The organism is Candidatus Kirkpatrickella diaphorinae (assembly GCF_025736875.1).
In the GTDB taxonomy this organism is placed as follows: domain Bacteria; phylum Pseudomonadota; class Alphaproteobacteria; order Acetobacterales; family Acetobacteraceae; genus Sorlinia; species Sorlinia diaphorinae.
This window is the reverse complement of the sequence record NZ_CP107052.1, coordinates 1,692,501-1,708,954: the sequence shown is the minus strand read 5'-3', so window position 1 is coordinate 1,708,954 and position 16,454 is coordinate 1,692,501. Positions and strand designations below refer to the sequence as shown.

The 16,454-nt window shown below is 58.3% G+C and carries 15 protein-coding genes and 1 riboswitch (1 of these 16 only partly in view); of the genes, 6 read left to right on the top strand and 9 right to left on the bottom strand.

Translation table 11 applies throughout. The annotated features are described in order from the left end of the window. The first annotated feature begins 275 nt into the window (after positions 1–275). Positions 276–1,583 carry a transcription termination factor Rho gene (gene rho / locus N5W20_RS07560; protein ID WP_319806541.1) on the top strand — a complete coding sequence of 436 codons (1,308 nt, stop codon included), beginning with the start codon at positions 276–278 and terminating at the stop codon, positions 1,581–1,583. Positions 1,584–1,675: 92 nt separating this feature from the next. Here rho and N5W20_RS07555 read toward each other — a convergent pair whose 3' ends face one another. From N5W20_RS07555 to N5W20_RS07525, 7 genes are all read right to left on the bottom strand, one after another. Next, positions 1,676–4,270 carry an MMPL family transporter gene (locus N5W20_RS07555; protein ID WP_319807865.1) on the bottom strand — a complete coding sequence of 865 codons (2,595 nt, stop codon included), beginning with the start codon at positions 4,268–4,270 and terminating at the stop codon, positions 1,676–1,678. Positions 4,271–4,496: 226 nt separating this feature from the next. Beyond that, positions 4,497–4,976: a 6,7-dimethyl-8-ribityllumazine synthase gene (ribH, locus tag N5W20_RS07550; RefSeq protein WP_319806540.1), complete on the bottom strand. Its 480-nt coding sequence runs from the start codon at positions 4,974–4,976 to the stop codon at positions 4,497–4,499. Positions 4,977–5,046: 70 nt separating this feature from the next. Beyond that, entirely contained in the window at positions 5,047–6,303 is a 1,257-nt protein-coding gene (ribA, locus tag N5W20_RS07545; protein ID WP_319807864.1) for a GTP cyclohydrolase II, read from the bottom strand. 98 nt (positions 6,304–6,401) lie between these two features. Beyond that, the gene (locus N5W20_RS07540; protein WP_319806539.1) at positions 6,402–7,013 is read right to left on the bottom strand and encodes a riboflavin synthase; all 612 of its coding nucleotides are present in this window, start codon (positions 7,011–7,013) and stop codon (positions 6,402–6,404) included. Between the two features lie 11 nt (positions 7,014–7,024). Further along, a complete protein-coding gene (ribD, locus tag N5W20_RS07535) occupies positions 7,025–8,089 on the bottom strand; it encodes a bifunctional diaminohydroxyphosphoribosylaminopyrimidine deaminase/5-amino-6-(5-phosphoribosylamino)uracil reductase RibD (protein ID WP_408869444.1) in 1,065 nt (354 codons plus the stop codon). Between the two features lie 103 nt (positions 8,090–8,192). Further along, positions 8,193–8,337, bottom strand: a riboswitch (FMN riboswitch). Positions 8,338–8,825: 488 nt separating this feature from the next. Then, entirely contained in the window at positions 8,826–8,984 is a 159-nt protein-coding gene (locus N5W20_RS07530) for an entericidin (protein ID WP_319806537.1), read from the bottom strand. Between the two features lie 20 nt (positions 8,985–9,004). After that, entirely contained in the window at positions 9,005–9,163 is a 159-nt protein-coding gene (locus N5W20_RS07525; protein WP_319806536.1) for an entericidin, read from the bottom strand. Between the two features lie 179 nt (positions 9,164–9,342). Between N5W20_RS07525 and N5W20_RS07520 the strand changes: the two genes are divergently transcribed. Then, positions 9,343–10,761 carry a cryptochrome/photolyase family protein gene (locus N5W20_RS07520; protein ID WP_319806535.1) on the top strand — a complete coding sequence of 473 codons (1,419 nt, stop codon included), beginning with the start codon at positions 9,343–9,345 and terminating at the stop codon, positions 10,759–10,761. A 2-nt stretch (positions 10,762–10,763) separates the two neighbouring features. Here N5W20_RS07520 and N5W20_RS07515 read toward each other — a convergent pair whose 3' ends face one another. Continuing rightward, complete coding sequence (locus tag N5W20_RS07515) at positions 10,764–11,402, bottom strand: hypothetical protein (protein ID WP_319806534.1); 639 nt, start codon at positions 11,400–11,402, stop codon at positions 10,764–10,766. 119 nt (positions 11,403–11,521) lie between these two features. Continuing rightward, positions 11,522–12,610 (bottom strand): A/G-specific adenine glycosylase, encoded by a 1,089-nt coding sequence (locus N5W20_RS07510; protein WP_319806533.1) that lies wholly within the window; start codon positions 12,608–12,610, stop codon positions 11,522–11,524. A gap of 9 nt (positions 12,611–12,619) precedes the next feature. Here N5W20_RS07510 and N5W20_RS07505 point away from each other — a divergent pair, with 9 nt between their 5' ends. From N5W20_RS07505 to N5W20_RS07490, 4 genes are all read left to right on the top strand, one after another. Beyond that, on the top strand, positions 12,620–13,183 hold the full coding sequence (locus tag N5W20_RS07505; RefSeq protein ID WP_319806532.1) for a DUF721 domain-containing protein: 564 nt from the start codon (positions 12,620–12,622) through the stop codon (positions 13,181–13,183). 152 nt (positions 13,184–13,335) lie between these two features. Then, positions 13,336–14,277 (top strand): 2-hydroxyacid dehydrogenase, encoded by a 942-nt coding sequence (locus N5W20_RS07500; RefSeq protein ID WP_319806531.1) that lies wholly within the window; start codon positions 13,336–13,338, stop codon positions 14,275–14,277. A gap of 270 nt (positions 14,278–14,547) precedes the next feature. After that, the gene (locus tag N5W20_RS07495) at positions 14,548–15,504 is read left to right on the top strand and encodes a tagatose kinase (RefSeq protein WP_319806530.1); all 957 of its coding nucleotides are present in this window, start codon (positions 14,548–14,550) and stop codon (positions 15,502–15,504) included. Continuing rightward, positions 15,501–16,454 carry the 5' portion of a D-tagatose-bisphosphate aldolase, class II, non-catalytic subunit gene (locus N5W20_RS07490; RefSeq protein WP_319806529.1) on the top strand. 315 nt of this gene lie beyond the right edge of the window, so the window shows 954 of its 1,269 coding nt (coding positions 1–954); the start codon lies at positions 15,501–15,503; its stop codon lies off the right edge, out of view. The genes N5W20_RS07495 and N5W20_RS07490 overlap by 4 nt, the downstream gene beginning before the upstream one ends.

Here is a 16,454-nt window from a genome sequence, read left to right as displayed (position 1 = left end):
GTCGTCAAACCACGCTTGGGAAAGTTACGTCAAACGCATTTCTTACCACTGTCGAATGGTTGACAAATCATGCCAAGTAGGTTACGTGAATTTGGTAACCGCCGGTCGATCGGCCGCGCGGTCCCCTTTGACATAATCCCCGATAACGCGTGCCTTAATCTCTGTGCAAAGCAGATGTCATCCGGGCCGCCGATTATCACCGTCAATTGGCCATCCCGATCATGGCGCGACCCGCTGCTATGCTCCGTCTCCCATCAGCCCATTAAGGCGCATCCATGCATCTTGCTGAACTTAAAAAGAAATCACCAGCCGACCTTTTAGCCGATGCTGAAGAACTTCAGATCGAGAACGCCTCGTCCATGCGAAAGCAGGACATTATCTTCGCCATTCTGAAGACTTTGGCGGATAATGATCAGGCAATTTTCGGTGAAGGGACGCTCGAAATTCTTCCCGACGGTTTCGGGTTTCTGCGATCTCCCGAGGCAAATTACCTTCCGGGCCCTGATGATATCTATATCTCGCCGACCCAGGTGCGCCGTTACGGTCTGCGCGGCGGGGACACGGTTGAGGGTCAGATTCGCGCACCACGGGATGGTGAGCGTTATTTCTCGCTCATTAAAGTCAATGCGATCAATTTTGAAAGTCCTGACTCCGTCCGTCAGCGGATCAACTTCGATAATCTGACGCCGCTTTTCCCGACCCAGCCCCTCAAAATGGAGTCTGAGCATGTCGGTGCGGTGGAAACGAACGGCAGCGGCAACGGAAATGGCAAGGGCAAGAAGGACCAGCGCGATTTTACCTCGCGCGTGATCGACCTTGTCTCACCGATCGGTAAAGGTCAGCGCGCGCTTATCGTCGCGCCGCCGCGCACGGGTAAGACGGTGATGCTGCAAAGCATCGCGGCGTCCATCTCCGCCAATCATCCGGAAGTGTTCCTCATCGTTCTTCTGATTGATGAGCGTCCGGAGGAAGTGACGGATATGGCCCGCTCCGTACGGGGTGAGGTTGTCTCCTCCACTTTTGATGAGCCCGCGACGCGACATGTGCAGGTGACGGAAATGGTGCTTGAGAAAGCCAAGCGCCTCGTTGAGCATAAGCGCGACGTTGTCATTCTGCTCGATTCCATCACCCGTTTGGCGCGTGCCTATAATACGGTCGTGCCCTCATCAGGTAAGGTGCTGACAGGTGGTGTCGATGCCAACGCCCTTCAGCGGCCCAAACGTTTCTTCGGCGCCGCCCGTAATGTTGAGGAGGGCGGATCCCTGACCATCATCGCGACCGCTCTGATCGATACGGGAAGCCGCATGGACGAGGTCATTTTTGAGGAATTCAAGGGCACGGGTAACTCCGAGCTTATCCTTGATCGCAAACTGGCCGATAAGCGCACCTTCCCGGCGATTGACATCACAAAGTCAGGCACACGTAAGGAAGAGTTGCTTGTGGACCGCTCTGCATTGTCGAAAATGTGGGTGCTCCGCCGTGTCCTTGCCCCGATGGGCACAATGGACGCTATGGAATTCCTGCTCGACAAGCTCAAATATAGTAAAAATAACGGTGACTTCTTCGAGGCGATGAATAACTGATCTTTTTCATCCAGGAGGTCATTCTGAGCCAAACAAAACGGGGCGCTGCGGCGCCCCGTTTTTTTATCCGACGCTCATGGCCCTCCGGCATATCAATCATCAATCGCACGCTGGGGGAGGAGGGCCGGGACAAGGATGAGCGTCGCCAGCAAAGTGCATCCGAGTGAAAGCAGCAGGAGGATGCCCATACTGGCTGTGCCCGGATGTTGCGACGCGGCGAGTGAGCCGAACGCCGTCCCGGTCGTCAGGGCTGAGAAGAGCACAGCGCGCGCTGTCGGGGAGGCAAGCGGAAATCTAACGCCTTCCCGCCAGTTCATGACGAAATAAATATTGAATGACACACCGACGCCCAGCAATAGCGGCAAGGCGATGATATTGGCGTAATTCAGCGTGATCGGCACGGTGACAACAATGATGACCGTCAGAAGCGCGGAGAGGAGCAACGGCGCCAAGACGAGGGCGACATCCAGAAGGCGCCGCAATATCACGAAGAGGATCAGCGCAATCATGATGATGGCGTAAATGGCAGCATCGGTGAAAGCGTGGATCATTGTCTGAGCACTGCCCACGACTTCGACAGCCGTGCCGGCGACATCCTTGTTGACGCGCTGCATGTCCTCAACAAAGCGGTAAAGCGCTTCGTTAGAAGTAATGCGTGACTTGGGTTGAATGGTCAGAAGCGCCTTCCCATCCGGCGTCACGTAATTTTCAACCAGTGATCTGGGTAGATTGTCGCGTGTCACCTCATCCGCTTGCAGGGAGGATTGCAACGTCTGGAGCTGCTCCGGCAAAAACCGCGTGAGCGCGTCGTTCGTCTCGATGAGTGTCGTGTCGGGCGCTGTCGCAAGTCGGGTAAGCGCTTTCTGAATGCGCAGAAGCGGGTCGTCATCGGGACGCTTCTCCCTCAGGACGATTGACAGGTTCTCCGCCGCCTGGCGTGCAGCTTCCCGCAGATCGGCCGCGTTCGGGGGGGGCAGGGGCGTCACGCCGACAAGGGTGGGCAGCATAATGGCAGCCGTGTCGCGAATCATGGCCAGCTTCTGACTCTGCTGCGTGGGGATAAACATCCCCAGCCACATCACGGAATCCACTGTGGGCAGCGCGTCGAACGCCTTGACCCATTCTCCCGCAATTTCCAGATTCGGGGCGACGAGCGCGCCGGAATAGAGGGAGGAGCGTGGGTCATCCTGAAGCGCATGAAGGGCGCGCATCCCTTCCGTATGGGGGTTTTTCGTATGGAGTGGGTCCGCGTCGAAATAAAGGCGCGGCATCAGCACGATGCCGATCACAGCGAGGATCGCAAAGCCGGAAACGACCGATTTACGATAGCGCCGCAGGAAGCGGTCGCAACCCGCCATGTTCTGAAACCCGGTTTCCGTCACGCCGGAGCGGGCGCGACACAAGGCGAGCAATGCGGGGAGGATCGTCATCGTGCATAAAAAGGCGATCAGCATGCCGATGCCCGCGATCAATCCCAACTGCGCGACACCGACGAAATTTGTGGGCACAAAAGCCAGAAACCCGGCTGCGGTCGCGAGAGCCGCGACTAAGATCTGATGCCCTGTCTCAAACCCCGTTGCCCCGAGCGCCGAGACAAGTACGTTACTCTCTGCGTCGGCGACTTCCTGCGCGCGAAAGCGCACGGAAAACTGAATCGCGAAATCCACGGCGATCCCGACAAATAGGATCGCAAATGCGACAGAAATCAGATTGAGGCGCCCTACAGCGATGGCGGCGAAACCGGTTGTAATCAACAATCCGTAAATCAGCGTAATAAGGATCGGGATAATGACGCGCGGTGAGCGCACCGCGAAAAACAGCCAGCACGCCACGAGGATGAGTGAGGTGATCAGCCCGATCCCCATACCTTGCGCGACCGTCGCAAATTCCTCATCACTGAGCTGCACCGGGCCGGTGATCATGACGGAAACATCACCGGATTTGACGAAGGGCAGTGTCGCAACCGCCTTGTGGATGGCGTCGCTCGCTTCACCTCCTGGCTGTAAATTGTCATATTTCAGCACAGGCTTGGTGACGACGAACTGATATTGCCCGGTCAAGTCCGCCGTCCCCGGCGTCAATAGACGTTGCCAGGACAGGTTTGCGGGATGTCCTTCCGCCGCGCCTTGAAGGGCTGTGGCGAAGCCGTTCAGTTGCGGCGTCATGCTGCCGGGCAAGGTTTCACCATGCGCCAGGCCCTGGCCGATCATGCCGAGCGCGTTGAAAAGGCCTCGGGCTGACGGGTCTGCGGCGAGCGTCCCCATAAAAGGTTGGGCGGCGACAATGTTATTAAGGAGGGATTCCAGCGCGGCAGGCTCAAGGAAAAGCAACCCATGCTGGCGGAGATAGGGGTCATCATCCGGCAGCCGAACGAAGCGGAATTTATCATGCTGGGCCGAGAGAATCCGGGCGAGGGCCCGTGCGGTTGCCTGACCTTCCTCCGGGATGCGGGCTTTGACGACGGCGACCATCAGATCGTCATTACCCGGGAAGAGCCGGTTGATCATGTCATTATGCTGTCGCCAGGGCAGTGACCGGGCGAACATTTCATCTGTATCCGTCGTGACACCAAGCTTTTTGACGGTGACAAACAGGCTGCCAGCCAGCAGGATCACGGCGCAGAGCACGACGATAAAGGCGCGGCGCGCGCTGAATGAAACGAGCTGTCGAAGCATGGCGGCAAGCATGGACGGAAATTCCTGTCTCTTCTGCGCCGCGCGAGGCGATGTGCGGCGGTGGAACAATGTGGCAAACCTGTCGCGTCAACCTTCTTGAAGGAAGGCACGATACGGCCCCGCTATGTCAACGCATGACATCGCGTTGCCACGCGATATCACATGAGCTTTGAATAAACGTCAAATCAGAGCATGAGGCGCGAAAGCGTACAACGCCTGCCTTCGTACGACGTGATGATTACGTATTTTCTGATTGTTGGCGCAGGAAGGCGATTGTCTCCAGACAGGCGGCCGCGGCTTCCCGCCCTTTATTATGGATGTCGTCGCGTGACCGGGAGACGGCCTGATCATTGTGATAGGTTGTCAGGACGCCGAAGGAGATGGGCTTCCCGGTCGTGAGTTGCGCATTCATAATCCCGATTGTGGTGCCGAGGCTGATGAATTCGAAATGCGCCGTATCGCCTTTAATGACGCATCCGACGCAGATCACCCCGTCATATTTTGCCTGACGGGCAAGAGCCTGCGCCATGATCGGCAATTCGAATGCTCCCGGTGCGTCATATATATCGACATCGTGAATATGACGTTCGGCAAGCCACGCCACGGCGCCGTCGCGCAGACCGCCCGTCACGTCCGTATTAAAGCGGCTCACCAATATCGCAAGGCGCGGGGGTGTTTCAAATGTCAAGTCGGGCGGTTGGGGGATGTGTGTGGCCATGTTTGGTCTCCTCCTGGAAGCTCTGAAGTTTCGTTCATCTCACTTTGCGTGCGACGCGCTCTGACGCCGTTCAGTCCTGACGATGCCGCGCCCATATCTCGGTTGAGACATCCCGCAAAAAGCGTTCAGGTGCTGTATCGAGCGCATGCCCCATGCGGGTGCGTTTCGTTGTGAGGTAATCGCGGTTGAACGGGTTAAGCCCGACCATGAGCTGATCAATCTTGGCGACCGAAATGCCCAGAGCGGTCAAACCATCCCGCTTCGCCGGGTTATTGGTCATCAGGGTAATGTCATGCACGCCGAGTGACTTGAGGATGGCCGCCGCGATCTCCCAATTGCGTGAATCGACGGGCAGGCCGAGGCGGAGGTTCGCATCCAGCGTATCGACGCCCTCATCCTGCAAGGCATAGGCGCGGATCTTATTGGCAAGGCCGATCCCGCGCCCTTCCTGCCCCCGAAGATAAATCAGCACGCCATGTTCGGCATCCCGGATGCGTGCCAGCGCCTCCCTTAATTGCGGACCGCAATCGCATCGGAGGGAGCCGAGCGCGTCGCCTGTGACGCATTCAGAATGGACACGCACCAGGCATCCGGCTTTCTGCGGATCACCTTTGATCAGCGCAAGATGTTCCTGCCCGTCATCGGCGCGGAAGGCTTTGACTTTCAGATCGGTCCCGCCGAAAGCGCTTGGCAGCGCCGCGTCAGCGATCATCGTGACGGGCGACGCTGCCTCCCGCTTGGACGATGATAGATGCGGCGCGGGTGTGACGGCATCCCGCCCATTTTCCTGACACCAGGTGATGAGGTCAGCAATGGTGATGAGGGGGATGTGGTGGGTTTCACTGAATTTCTTCAATGAAGGCAGACGCGCCATTGTGCCATCTTCATCAATGATTTCACAGATGACGGCGGCGGGGTTGAGTCCGGCGAGGCGGGCCAGGTCGACCGCGCCCTCAGTATGTCCGGGCCGGGCAACGCACCCGCCGGGATGGGCTCGCAGGGGGAAAACATGGCCCGGTGTGCTGATTTCCGCCGGATTTATACCCGGCGCGGCGGCAAGCTGAATCGTGCGTGCGCGGTCCGCGGCTGAAATCCCGGTCGTGATGCCATTTGTTGCTTCGATACTGACCGTGAAAGCGGTGCCGCGCGGGTCATGCCCGCGGCGTGGCATCATGGGGAGGTCGAGATGACGGATCTGCGCCTCTTCCAATGCGAGGCAAATCAGCCCCCGCCCATGGAGCGCCATGAAATTGATCGCCTCCGCATTGGCAAATTCTGCGGCGATGACGAGGTCGCCTTCATTTTCCCGCAAGGCGTCATCCACCATAATGACGGGACGACCCTCCCGAAAAGCCTTCAGTGACGCTGCGAGAGCAGGCGGGAGGGGCACCGTCTTCCGGCCCGGCGGGGTGATCGCGCTATTCCTCACGATGTCGCCCCATGGCGCGTGAGCGACTCAATATATTTTGCGAGGATGTCCACTTCGATATTCAGCGCGTCTCCGACCTGCTTTCCCGAGAGGGCCGTGTGCTGCCAGGTATGCGGGATAATCATCAGGGCCATCTCAACCGTATCCTGATTGCCTTTCCCGACCTGATTGACGGTCAGGCTGATACCATCCAGTGCAATTGAGCCTTTTTCAACCACGTAACGGCGCAATGATTCCGGAATGCTGACGCGCAAATCATAGACGTCGCCATTTTGGCTCAGCCTGGTGATGTGACCGACCGCATCGACATGCCCCTGCACAATATGGCCGGATAGCCGCGTTGTTGGCGTACAGGCGCGCTCAAGATTGGCTTTATGGCCCTGAGCCACCGCCCCAAGTGCAGAGCGTGACAGCGTTTCCGTACTGACGAAAAACGTCGCCTGTCCATCAGGTTGAAACGCTGTCACCGTCAGGCAGACACCATTCACGGCAATGCTTTCACCGAGGCTGAGATCGTGAAAACCCGTCTCAATGGTAAAAATCCGGGCGTCCGGTTTGGGCGTGACGGATAGAATAGAGCCAAGATTTTCGATGATGCCGGAAAACATAAATTGTGCCTTTAAGGTGCCGTTGCTGGCGCGATTGTCGATGGAGCGAAGAAAGGTGGAAGCAGAGCGGTCGGAGACGCACCCGGCGCGCGAAGATGCACCTCATCCTCCCGGCCCGGCGCGGTGCGGATGGTTAACCACTCATCCCACAGATTGAGGGACTCGCAGGCTTTGGTAAGGCGGGGGCCGCCCTCGACCAGCGCCCATAAAGCGCCGGCTTCTGCCACTCGCGCGGGGAGTTCCGTAAGGTCATGGCTCACCCATGTCTCAAAACCATGCTGCTCGTAAAACTCACGAATATCCGGCCCGATGACGCCCCGCCGATCGCAGATCGCGAGGATGCGTTGCCGCATCGGATGATCCGGGACATGCCGCACGGTAAAAAGCGGCTTGTCACTCAGGATCGTCCCGGCACCGGTGATGATGGCGTCAGTCGCGCGGCGCAGATAATGGGCCAAAGTGAGGGATGATGGGGATGTGAACGTCTTCTGACCCGGTGGCGGGCGCATGGACCCGACATGGTCAAGGGCCTGTTTGATGGTGATGAAGCACCTGCCCTCCCGCTGCACTTTCGCAAATGGCGCTGACAAGGCGATGGCACGCACAGCCTGCGGGGCAAGCGTTGGTTCCTCCCGCGCGAAACGCACATTGATGCCGTTCGGCGCGGCGCGTAAGGCGTCGGCACCGCCGCGCGCCAGCGCATTCGGGTCCTCCGCGCCGATCCATACATGTTTGACGGGGCTGGCAAGGAGGGCTTCGGCGCAGGGGGGAGTACGACCAAAGTGATTACAGGGTTCAAGGGTGACGATGGCCGTGTGGATCTTCTCAAACGTGCCGCTTGCACGGGCGAGATCCAGAGCTTTTCGCTCCGCATGTGCCTGGCCCGCCTGTTGATGCGCGGCGATGGCAAGTATCTGTCCCTGGCGGTCAAGGAGGGCGCACCCTACTGCAGGGTTGGGTGCCGTCGCCCCCATGAAGCGCGCCGCTTCCGTGATTGCCGCGTCAAATGCGTCGGCAATGGCCCCTAATGCCAATGGCGCGTCATCAGACGAGGCGCCATGGGCTGGCGCGGCCATATGATGTTGTTCGGTCACAATTAAGCCCTTCAAACACAGAAATTCATTCTGCAGGGCGAAACGAAAGGGCAGCCATCCTCAATGCCGGACGCGGCTTTCCCTTGCGTGTTCTCTCACATCCGGACTTTAACCGTCGGCTCCGGAATTTGACCGGATCTGCTTGACCCTGGGCGGACCCAGGCGCTCGCGGGCTTGTGCATGATGCACCTACCGCCGGTGGGGAATTACACCCCGCCCCGAGAACAAATTTTGCGCAAAACATCCTTTTGCGTGAGATTTTAATTAAGGCTTCGTGCGCGGTTTTACAAGGACCGCCCCACCCCCCTCGTTTCACTTTTGTCAATGGGCACAATGTCAGGCAGTGGGAACTTGTGCATCGGGTGGGGGATTGCTCGTACATGCGTCGAAGCGTTTGACCCTTCTGGAGAGCAAAACTTCACACGGTGCGAAATTTTAACGAAGGGATCCTACGCCGCCTTGCGAAGACGACACCGCGCTTCTCACATTTTGCCGAAAGTAAAATCGACGGGGGGAGAGATCGCGATTCCCGGATGGGGGGCGCTTCCGCGGGGCGGGGCTTGAGTGCCCCGCCCTTTTCGCATCGGAAGAGATTTTCCGCCTTGTGAGCGGCATAAACCATCGACGCGAACCAGCCCGAACACGGAAGATGTTTCCGGGCCGTGATAAACCTTGTTCAACAGCCCGCAGCCCTCAAGAAAAAGGCGGGGGCCGCAGATCAGGGTTTTGCGGCGTTGGCACCGCTTGAGACGGAATTGCCAACCGCGCTGACATCGCGCCCGGCACCGCCAATCGTGTTACAGGCCGCGAGGCCGCCGAGAAGCGCGACGGCGCAAGCGATACGCCAGACGGGTTTAGCGTGAAATAAAACGGACATGATCGTCACCTTTGGTAGGGTCAACGCGGTGTGGCCGCGCTGGCCCCGCTTGTTACGGCATTGCCGGTCGCGCTGACATCGCGCCCCGCGCCGCCAATCGTATTGCAGGCAGCAAGTGCAAGAATCATGGTCGCCGCGACAAGGCCGCGACCGATATTTGAAGTTGATGGTTTTCGCATGAAGTTTCTCCGTAAATAACCAGAGATAAAAAACGTTTTATGATGTCAGGAGTTACTTTTTCAGGTTCAAAAAATCTGCGCCCACTGGTCATAATTCGCGTGGCAGGGGCGTCGCGGGGGACGCGGAAATCCGTCAAGCGTCGTCGCACCGTCATTCGCCCCCTTGGAGGAACGCAAATTTGGCCAGATCCATGGTGCTTTTCCGGGATGATCTTCGTCTCGCCGACCACCCGGCGCTCAGTGAAGCCTGCAAAGATAAACGCGACATCATCTGCCTCCTCATGCTGGATAAAGGCCCGAAAATCCGTCCGATGGGCGGGGCGGCGCGCTGGTGGCTGCATGGTGCGATTGCGTCACTGCGCGCTTCACTTCGTCAGCACAAAGGCGACCTGCTGATCGTTGAAGGGGATGCGCGGGAGATCGTGCCGCAACTTGCACGCCATTTTGAAATTTCGGACGTCTATGCGCATTATCGCTACGGCCCGGCGGAGCGCGATATCGATGCGTCCATTGGTAAGGCGCTTGGGCGGGACGATATCGGATTTCATCAATATCACGCGGCCGTTCTCTGCCCGCCTGAAACCATCAAAAATGGCGCGGGGCAGGCTTTCAAGGTGTTTTCAGCCTTCTGGCGCGCCATGCAGGCGGGGGCGCCGATTCATCCGCCGCTCCCGCCGCCAGCCCATATCGCTTTTGTCGCTGACCCGAAATTGCCGCGCGACGTCGAGGCTTTTGATGAAAGCACCCTGCTGCCGACCCGACCCGATTGGGCCAAACCGATTGCAAAGGTCTGGACACCGGGGGAAGAAGCAGGGCTGGAAATCCTGCGCGATTTTACGGAACATGGCCTGGCCGATTACAATGCCAAACGGAATTTTCCGTCAATAGAGGCGACGTCGCGCCTGTCGCCCTATCTGCGCTTCGGGCACGTGTCCCCGCGGCAGATTTTCCATGCCATTGCGGATAAACGCAATCGGGGGAAGGCGCGCTTTCAGTCAGAAATCGCTTGGCGTGACTTCGCCATCTATAATCTGCTCCACAGCCCCGACATGACGACGACAAATCTGCGCCCTCAATTCAACAATATGGCGTGGCGACATGAGCCGAAAATGATCCGCCTCTGGCAGAAGGGCCAGACGGGCATACCGATCGTCGATGCGGGTATGCGCCAATTATGGCAGACGGGCTGGATGCATAATCGCGTGCGGATGATCGTCGGCTCCTTCCTCACCAAACACCTGCTGACAAAATGGCAGGAGGGGGAGGCGTGGTTCTGGGATACACTGGTCGATGCGGACGCGGCCTCAAATGCGATGAACTGGCAATGGGTCGCAGGTTCAGGGATCGACGCGGCGCCTTATTTCCGTATCCTCAATCCGGTCCTTCAGGGTGAAAAATTTGACGGTCAGGGTGATTATGTCCGCCATTTCGTGCCTGAAATCGCGAAGCTTCCGGATGCATACATCCAGCATCCCTGGGATGCGCCGGAAGATGTCCTTGAGAAAGCGCAGATCACATTGGGGAAAGATTACCCGAAACCGTGCATCGACATCAAGGAAGGGCGCGCCCGCGCCATGAAAGCCTTCGAAGATCTGTGACCTCAGGGCGTCGCGCTCTGCTCGACCTGTTTTGCGGAGACGGTGACAGTGCGCGTCTCCTCGCCCGAGACGAGGTCAAGCGGGATCGGCTCTCTGAGGGGAAGGGATGCGTCGAATGATTCGATGACTTCCATATTATCGCGTATCGGGTAGGCATGTGGCCCGATCATAATCTGATGCCCTTCCGTCAGGCGCATGGGGCCGAGTTCCTCCCCGGTTTCGGAAGCGATGGTGATCCTGTCACCATGCATCAGAGTGGCGCAGGCACGCAGGAAGCCGTCTGTCAGAAGCGAGAAATGTTCCCATTCGCTCGGATGTTCTGCATCCATATGGATGTGGAAATCAGGCGTGCTGCGCATATATCGCGGGTGCGCGCCATCATGCGATAGAAATGTTGCAAGATTACCGGCTGAAATCTGCACTTTCATGATTGGCACCGGCATGGGCAGGGACACGGCTTTTTCAAGCATCGCCTCGAATCTCTCGGGCAATGGGTTCGGCGCGCGCATAAAAATACCGGGAACGCGCCCTGGCGCAGGGTTGATCGTGTTGAGACGATCCCGCAAGAGATCAAGATCAACAAAACGGCCAAAATAATCGAGCAGCCAGTAACGTCGGAGGGAAAAGCCGAGATTCTGCATGATCGTCCCTTTACCTTCCACCTGATAACAGGCGGTTACGTCGGCCCGGCGGGCGGTCCAAACAATATCGGCGATTCAATTCTTGATGTTGCTTTGGATAACGCAAACCATCTTCCGGCTCAAGCTGGCAGTTGCGTCAAAGCCAGGCATTTCCGCATCAGGCTTGGAAGGGCCTGATCGGGAAGATCCTTGAACGCGCACGGCACGGCATCAACAATCATCTCCGGCACTAAAAGGGGCGCGAGGTGCGATGATCTCGCGGCCCCCCATGAGGTGACTTCCACTTCATACACGTCAAGATAAAGGGTCAGATGCGTAAATACATGTTTGACCCGCCCGAGATACATCCATGGTCCGCCGGACGCGTTTTTCCGCGGGATGTCGGGCGGCGGAGACACGGAAAGCCAGTCACTTCCGGGGAGTGCCATCATCGCTGCGAGGAGCCCTTTTTCAGGCCGTTTCCGTAGCAGAACAGAAGGGCCGGGGCCGCGAATGATCAACGCCGTGCCGTAATTGTCGGGGCGTTGCTTTTTGGGTGTTTTAACCGGGTAAAACGCCGCTTTGCCCTCTCGATGCGCGGCACAATCTTTCTGCCACGGGCATAACATGCATTTCGGCCGTCGCGGCGTGCAGATCGTCGCGCCCAGATCAAATAAAGCCTGCGTGAAATCAGATGCTCGCGCCTGGGCAGGCAGGTCGTCATTTAATGTCTCAGCAAGAGTAGCGAGCTGCTTCTTCCCGGCGGGGAGGGGTATAACGGACGCGAAGAGCCGTGATGTAACGCGCTCAACATTGCCGTCAACAGGGATGACCGGCACATTAAATGCGATGGAAGCAATGGCCCGCGCCGTATAGGGCCCGATGCCCGGCAGGGCTTCTAATGCCGGGACGGTTTGGGGGAATGCGCCGCGGGCCGCCAGTTCTCGCGCGCAAAGATGCAGGTTGCGCGCCCTGCTATAATAGCCAAGTCCGGCCCAGGCTGCCAGGACATCATGCTGGGGTGCGGCGGCCAAAGCTTGAACCGAAGGGAAACGCGCGATAAATTTCAAAAAATAATCATGCACCGTTGCCACTGTCGTTTGCTGCAGCATAATTTCGCTCAGCCAGACGTGATAGGGGTCCGGCTTCTGCCCCGGCAGGGCGCGCCACGGCATGATGCGGCGGTAATGATCATACCAGAGCAGCAGTGAGACAGCAGAAAAGGTCACACGAGCGATATGAAGAAATCCGTCGCAGCGCGCAAGTCCGGGACGACCCGTCCCGCCTCATCACAGCCGGAAAAAGAGGCGCGGCGCTTTTTCGGGATGAGAGCGCTTGGCGCCTTGATCGACCCTGTCGCCCGCCCTGCCTTGAAACGACGGCCCAGCCTTGCCGTGCAGATTATCCTCGATTGGCCGCATATTGTCGGGCCCGCTCTGGCGCGTATGTCAACGCCGCGAAAATTGTCGGGCGGCACTTTGACAATCGCCTGTGCCGGGCCTGCCGCGGTTGAGATGCAATATCTGATTCCCCAGCTTCTGGAGCGCATCAACAGCATGGCGGGTGGGGCGCCTGCGGGCGAGGGTCGGCAGTCCCCGCTGCTTTTCAGAGATCAGTCCGCGATCGTGACCCGGGTGCGCATTATCCATGATGCGGTGCTGGAGGATGTGTCTGACCGCCCCGCGCGCAAACCGGCTGAGCCGATCACGATTGAAGAGGGTCACCGTCAGCCGATCCATGATGTATTGCAACGGTTGGGGGGGCATATCTCCGCGCGGGAACGTGATAAACCGAATTCCTGAATCCGCGCCTGCCCGCGCAACCCGGCTTGCTAATGAGGGTCGCATTATGCCACAGCGTGCCGGTCATCATGAATTTGAGTCGGGTCATGCCCCGCCTGTATCCGGGCCGATCACGGATGCCTGTCGATGCTATCTGAAAGGATTATAACAGGATGAATGCAGAACCGATCGACATCCTTGTCCTCGCGCCGCAATTCGCACATGCCCAAGCGCCCCGAACGCATGAATATATTCTGCATGATGACGATTCAATCGCGGCTTTGGGTGCGTCAGCGCGCAAGATAAGGGGACTCATCACAGATGGTGCGCGCGGCGCCCCATGTGATCTCCTGGAGGCCCTGCCAAATCTGGAAATCATCAGCGTCTGCGGTGTGGGCTTTGATCGGATTGATCTGGAAACATGCCGACGCCGACAGATCAAAGTCACGACGGCGCGTGGCGTGCTTTCAGATGATGTCGCAGATATGGCGCTTGCCCTGACATTGGGCGTACTGCGTCGCACTGTCGCTGCTGATCGCTTCGTCCGCGCGGGCGATTGGCGCGCGACGCATCACTTCCCGCTTTCCACATCCTTGAAAGGCAAGCGCATGGGGATTGTCGGGATGGGTGATATCGGCATTGAAATCGCGCGGCGTGCGCAGGCTTTCGGGATGGAAGTCGGCTACCATAACCGGCGCGTCAAAGAGGGAAGCCCTTTATCCTACCACCCCGACCTGATCACGATCGCCCGCTGGTCCGATGTGCTTGTCCTCTGCCTTCCCGGCGGGGACGCAACAAGGCATGTGGTCAATAAGGACGTGCTGGATGCGCTGGGGCCTGACGGGTTTCTCATCAATGTCGCGCGCGGCTCCGTGATCGACGAGCCCGCCCTGATCTCGGCGCTTCAGGAAAAGCGGATCAAAGGGGCAGGGCTGGATGTCTTCGCCGATGAGCCGCATGTGCCGCCTGAATTGACGTCATGCGACAATGTTGTGCTGCAACCCCATATCGCCTCCGCCACGCAGGAGACACGAAGTGAGATGGCGGCGCTCGTTTTCCGAAATCTCGACGCGCAATTCGCCGCGCGCCCGTTACTGACGCCGCTTGCCTTCTGACGTTACGGGATGCGTGACCATGTCGCGCCGCGTCATCTTTTGTGATTCGCGCGTTTTACCGTCCCGCAATGGTGCGGTGATCGCGCTTGCAACAGTGTTTATACGGTTCAGAAGCGTTTCTGCGCGTTGGTTAAGGGTGGGAGAGCCACTTATTTCGATATAATTCTCGATTTTCCCTTGACGATATCGCGATTTTCGCGGTCGTGCTCTTCGTTTGCCGTTAAAACAGGCTTAGTATTTCGGTCTGATGCGTTACGGAGATATGGCGGTATGAGCACGCGGGGGAAGATCATCACATTCGGCGAGATCCTCGTCGAAATTGTCGCGGACACGGTGGGTGTCGGCTTCCAGGAAACGATGGGTTTGCGTGGGCCATTTCCTTCCGGCGCCCCCGCGATTTTCATTGATCAGGTTGCACATCTCAATGTGCCGTGCGGCATCATCTCCTGCGTTGGGGACGATGATTTCGGGCGATTGAATATCGCACGTCTTGAGCGCGACGGTGTTGATGTTTCCGCCATCGCATTTTCCCCCAATTTGACGACGGGCAGCGCCTTCGTCCGTTACCGTCCCGATGGATCGCGGGATTTCGTCTATAATATTCGTGGCGGCGCCTGTTCGGAAACGCGACTGACAGCGGCAGCGCATCACCTGCTTGATCAGACCGCGCATTTCCACCTTATGGGCTCATCACTCTTCTCCCCCATCATGATTGAGGAAGCGATGATTGCCGTGCAGAAAGTGCGGGAGAAAGGCGGCAAGGTTTCCTTCGACCCGAATATCCGCAAGGAGATGCTGTGCGCCCCCGGTATGCGCGGCGCCATGCTGAATATCCTGAAATGCTGTGATCTATTCCTGCCCAGCGGCAATGAGCTGGTGGCCCTCACCGACGCCACGGATGAAGAGGGCGCCATTGAAGAAATCTTCCGCCTTGGCGTGTCAGAGGTCATCCTCAAAAGAGGAAGTGAGGGCTGCGTTTTCTTCAGCCGTGAACAACGTATTGCCGTCCCGGCCTTCCCCGTTGCGGAAATTGATCCGACGGGCGCTGGTGACTGTTTCGGCGCGACTTACGTTGCCTGCCGTTATCTTGGCAAGTCGGTTGAAACCAGCCTGCGTTACGCTTCCGCCAGCGGAGCTCTGGCCGTGTCCGTGCTCGGACCGATGGAAGGGCGCGCTGATTTTGCGGCGCTGGACGCTTTCATCGAAAAAACAGGAGTAAGCGCGTGACTTACAATCCTCTCATCAATCTTCGCGCATCCTATGATGCCGGCAAGGCCCAGGGCATCGTTTCCGTCTGCTCCGCGCATCCGATTGTCATTGAAGCGGCCCTGACTCGTGCGGCGCGTCTCCGCACGGCCGCGCTGATTGAGGCGACCTGCAATCAGGTGAATCAGGAAGGTGGCTATACAGGTATGACGCCAGCGGATTTTCGGCGCTACGTCCTTGATATTGCCGACCGCGTGGGGCTCTCGCACGAGCGCGTGATACTGGGTGGGGACCATCTCGGCCCCAATCCTTGGAAAAATCTGCCGCCGCAGGAGGCCATGCAGAAAGCCTGCGACATGATCGCGGCTTATGCTGGGGCGGGTTTCGTCAAACTCCATCTTGATGCCAGTATGGGTTGCGCCGGTGAGGCCGCCCATTTGCCGGATCACATCGTTGCTGAACGCGCTGTCATGATGGCGGCGCGTGCGGAGGCCCATGCCAAAACGCCGCCCGTCTATATCATCGGGACGGAGATTCCGACACCGGGCGGCGCGACGGAGGCGCTCGACCATCTCGCCCCGACGACGCCGGAATCGGTGCAGGCGACTTACCGCGTCCATAAGGCGTCTTTTCATGCGCAAATTCCTCAGGCGTGGGCGCGTGTGATCGGGATCGTGGTGCAACCGGGCGTTGAATTCGGCCATGATGAAATCGTGTTCTATGATCGTGGCAAGGCAACGCGCCTGATCCGCGCGCTCGGAAATATGCAGGGCCTGATCTACGAAGCGCACTCAACGGATTATCAGCCTGAAACGGCCTTGTCACAATTAGTGACGGATGGCTTCTGTATCCTCAAAGTCGGGCCTGCATTGACATTCGCACTTCGGGAGGCGCTCTACGGACTCGACGACATCGCGCAGGTTCTTGACCCTGCGCGTGCCCGCCTCAGGGATAGCATGGAAAATATCATG

What these genes read in the sequence shown, in the direction of transcription:
- ribH (WP_319806540.1), bottom strand. Translation starts at nt 4,976, where the DNA reads ATGGCCACACACATCCCCCAACCGCCCGACTTGACATTTGAAACACCC.
- N5W20_RS07530 (WP_319806537.1), bottom strand. Translation starts at nt 8,984, where the DNA reads ATGTCCGTTTTATTTCACGCTAAACCCGTCTGGCGTATCGCTTGCGCC.
- ribA (WP_319807864.1), bottom strand. Translation starts at nt 6,303, where the DNA reads ATGGTGGATGACGCCTTGCGGGAAAATGAAGGCGACCTCGTCATCGCC.
- N5W20_RS07500 (WP_319806531.1), top strand. Translation starts at nt 13,336, where the DNA reads ATGAATGCAGAACCGATCGACATCCTTGTCCTCGCGCCGCAATTCGCA.
- N5W20_RS07495 (WP_319806530.1), top strand. Translation starts at nt 14,548, where the DNA reads ATGAGCACGCGGGGGAAGATCATCACATTCGGCGAGATCCTCGTCGAA.
- N5W20_RS07555 (WP_319807865.1), bottom strand. Translation starts at nt 4,270, where the DNA reads ATGCTTGCCGCCATGCTTCGACAGCTCGTTTCATTCAGCGCGCGCCGC.
- N5W20_RS07525 (WP_319806536.1), bottom strand. Translation starts at nt 9,163, where the DNA reads ATGCGAAAACCATCAACTTCAAATATCGGTCGCGGCCTTGTCGCGGCG.
- N5W20_RS07505 (WP_319806532.1), top strand. Translation starts at nt 12,620, where the DNA reads ATGAAGAAATCCGTCGCAGCGCGCAAGTCCGGGACGACCCGTCCCGCC.
- rho (WP_319806541.1), top strand. Translation starts at nt 276, where the DNA reads ATGCATCTTGCTGAACTTAAAAAGAAATCACCAGCCGACCTTTTAGCC.
- N5W20_RS07540 (WP_319806539.1), bottom strand. Translation starts at nt 7,013, where the DNA reads ATGTTTTCCGGCATCATCGAAAATCTTGGCTCTATTCTATCCGTCACG.
- N5W20_RS07515 (WP_319806534.1), bottom strand. Translation starts at nt 11,402, where the DNA reads ATGCAGAATCTCGGCTTTTCCCTCCGACGTTACTGGCTGCTCGATTAT.
- ribD (WP_408869444.1), bottom strand. Translation starts at nt 8,089, where the DNA reads ATGGCCGCGCCAGCCCATGGCGCCTCGTCTGATGACGCGCCATTGGCA.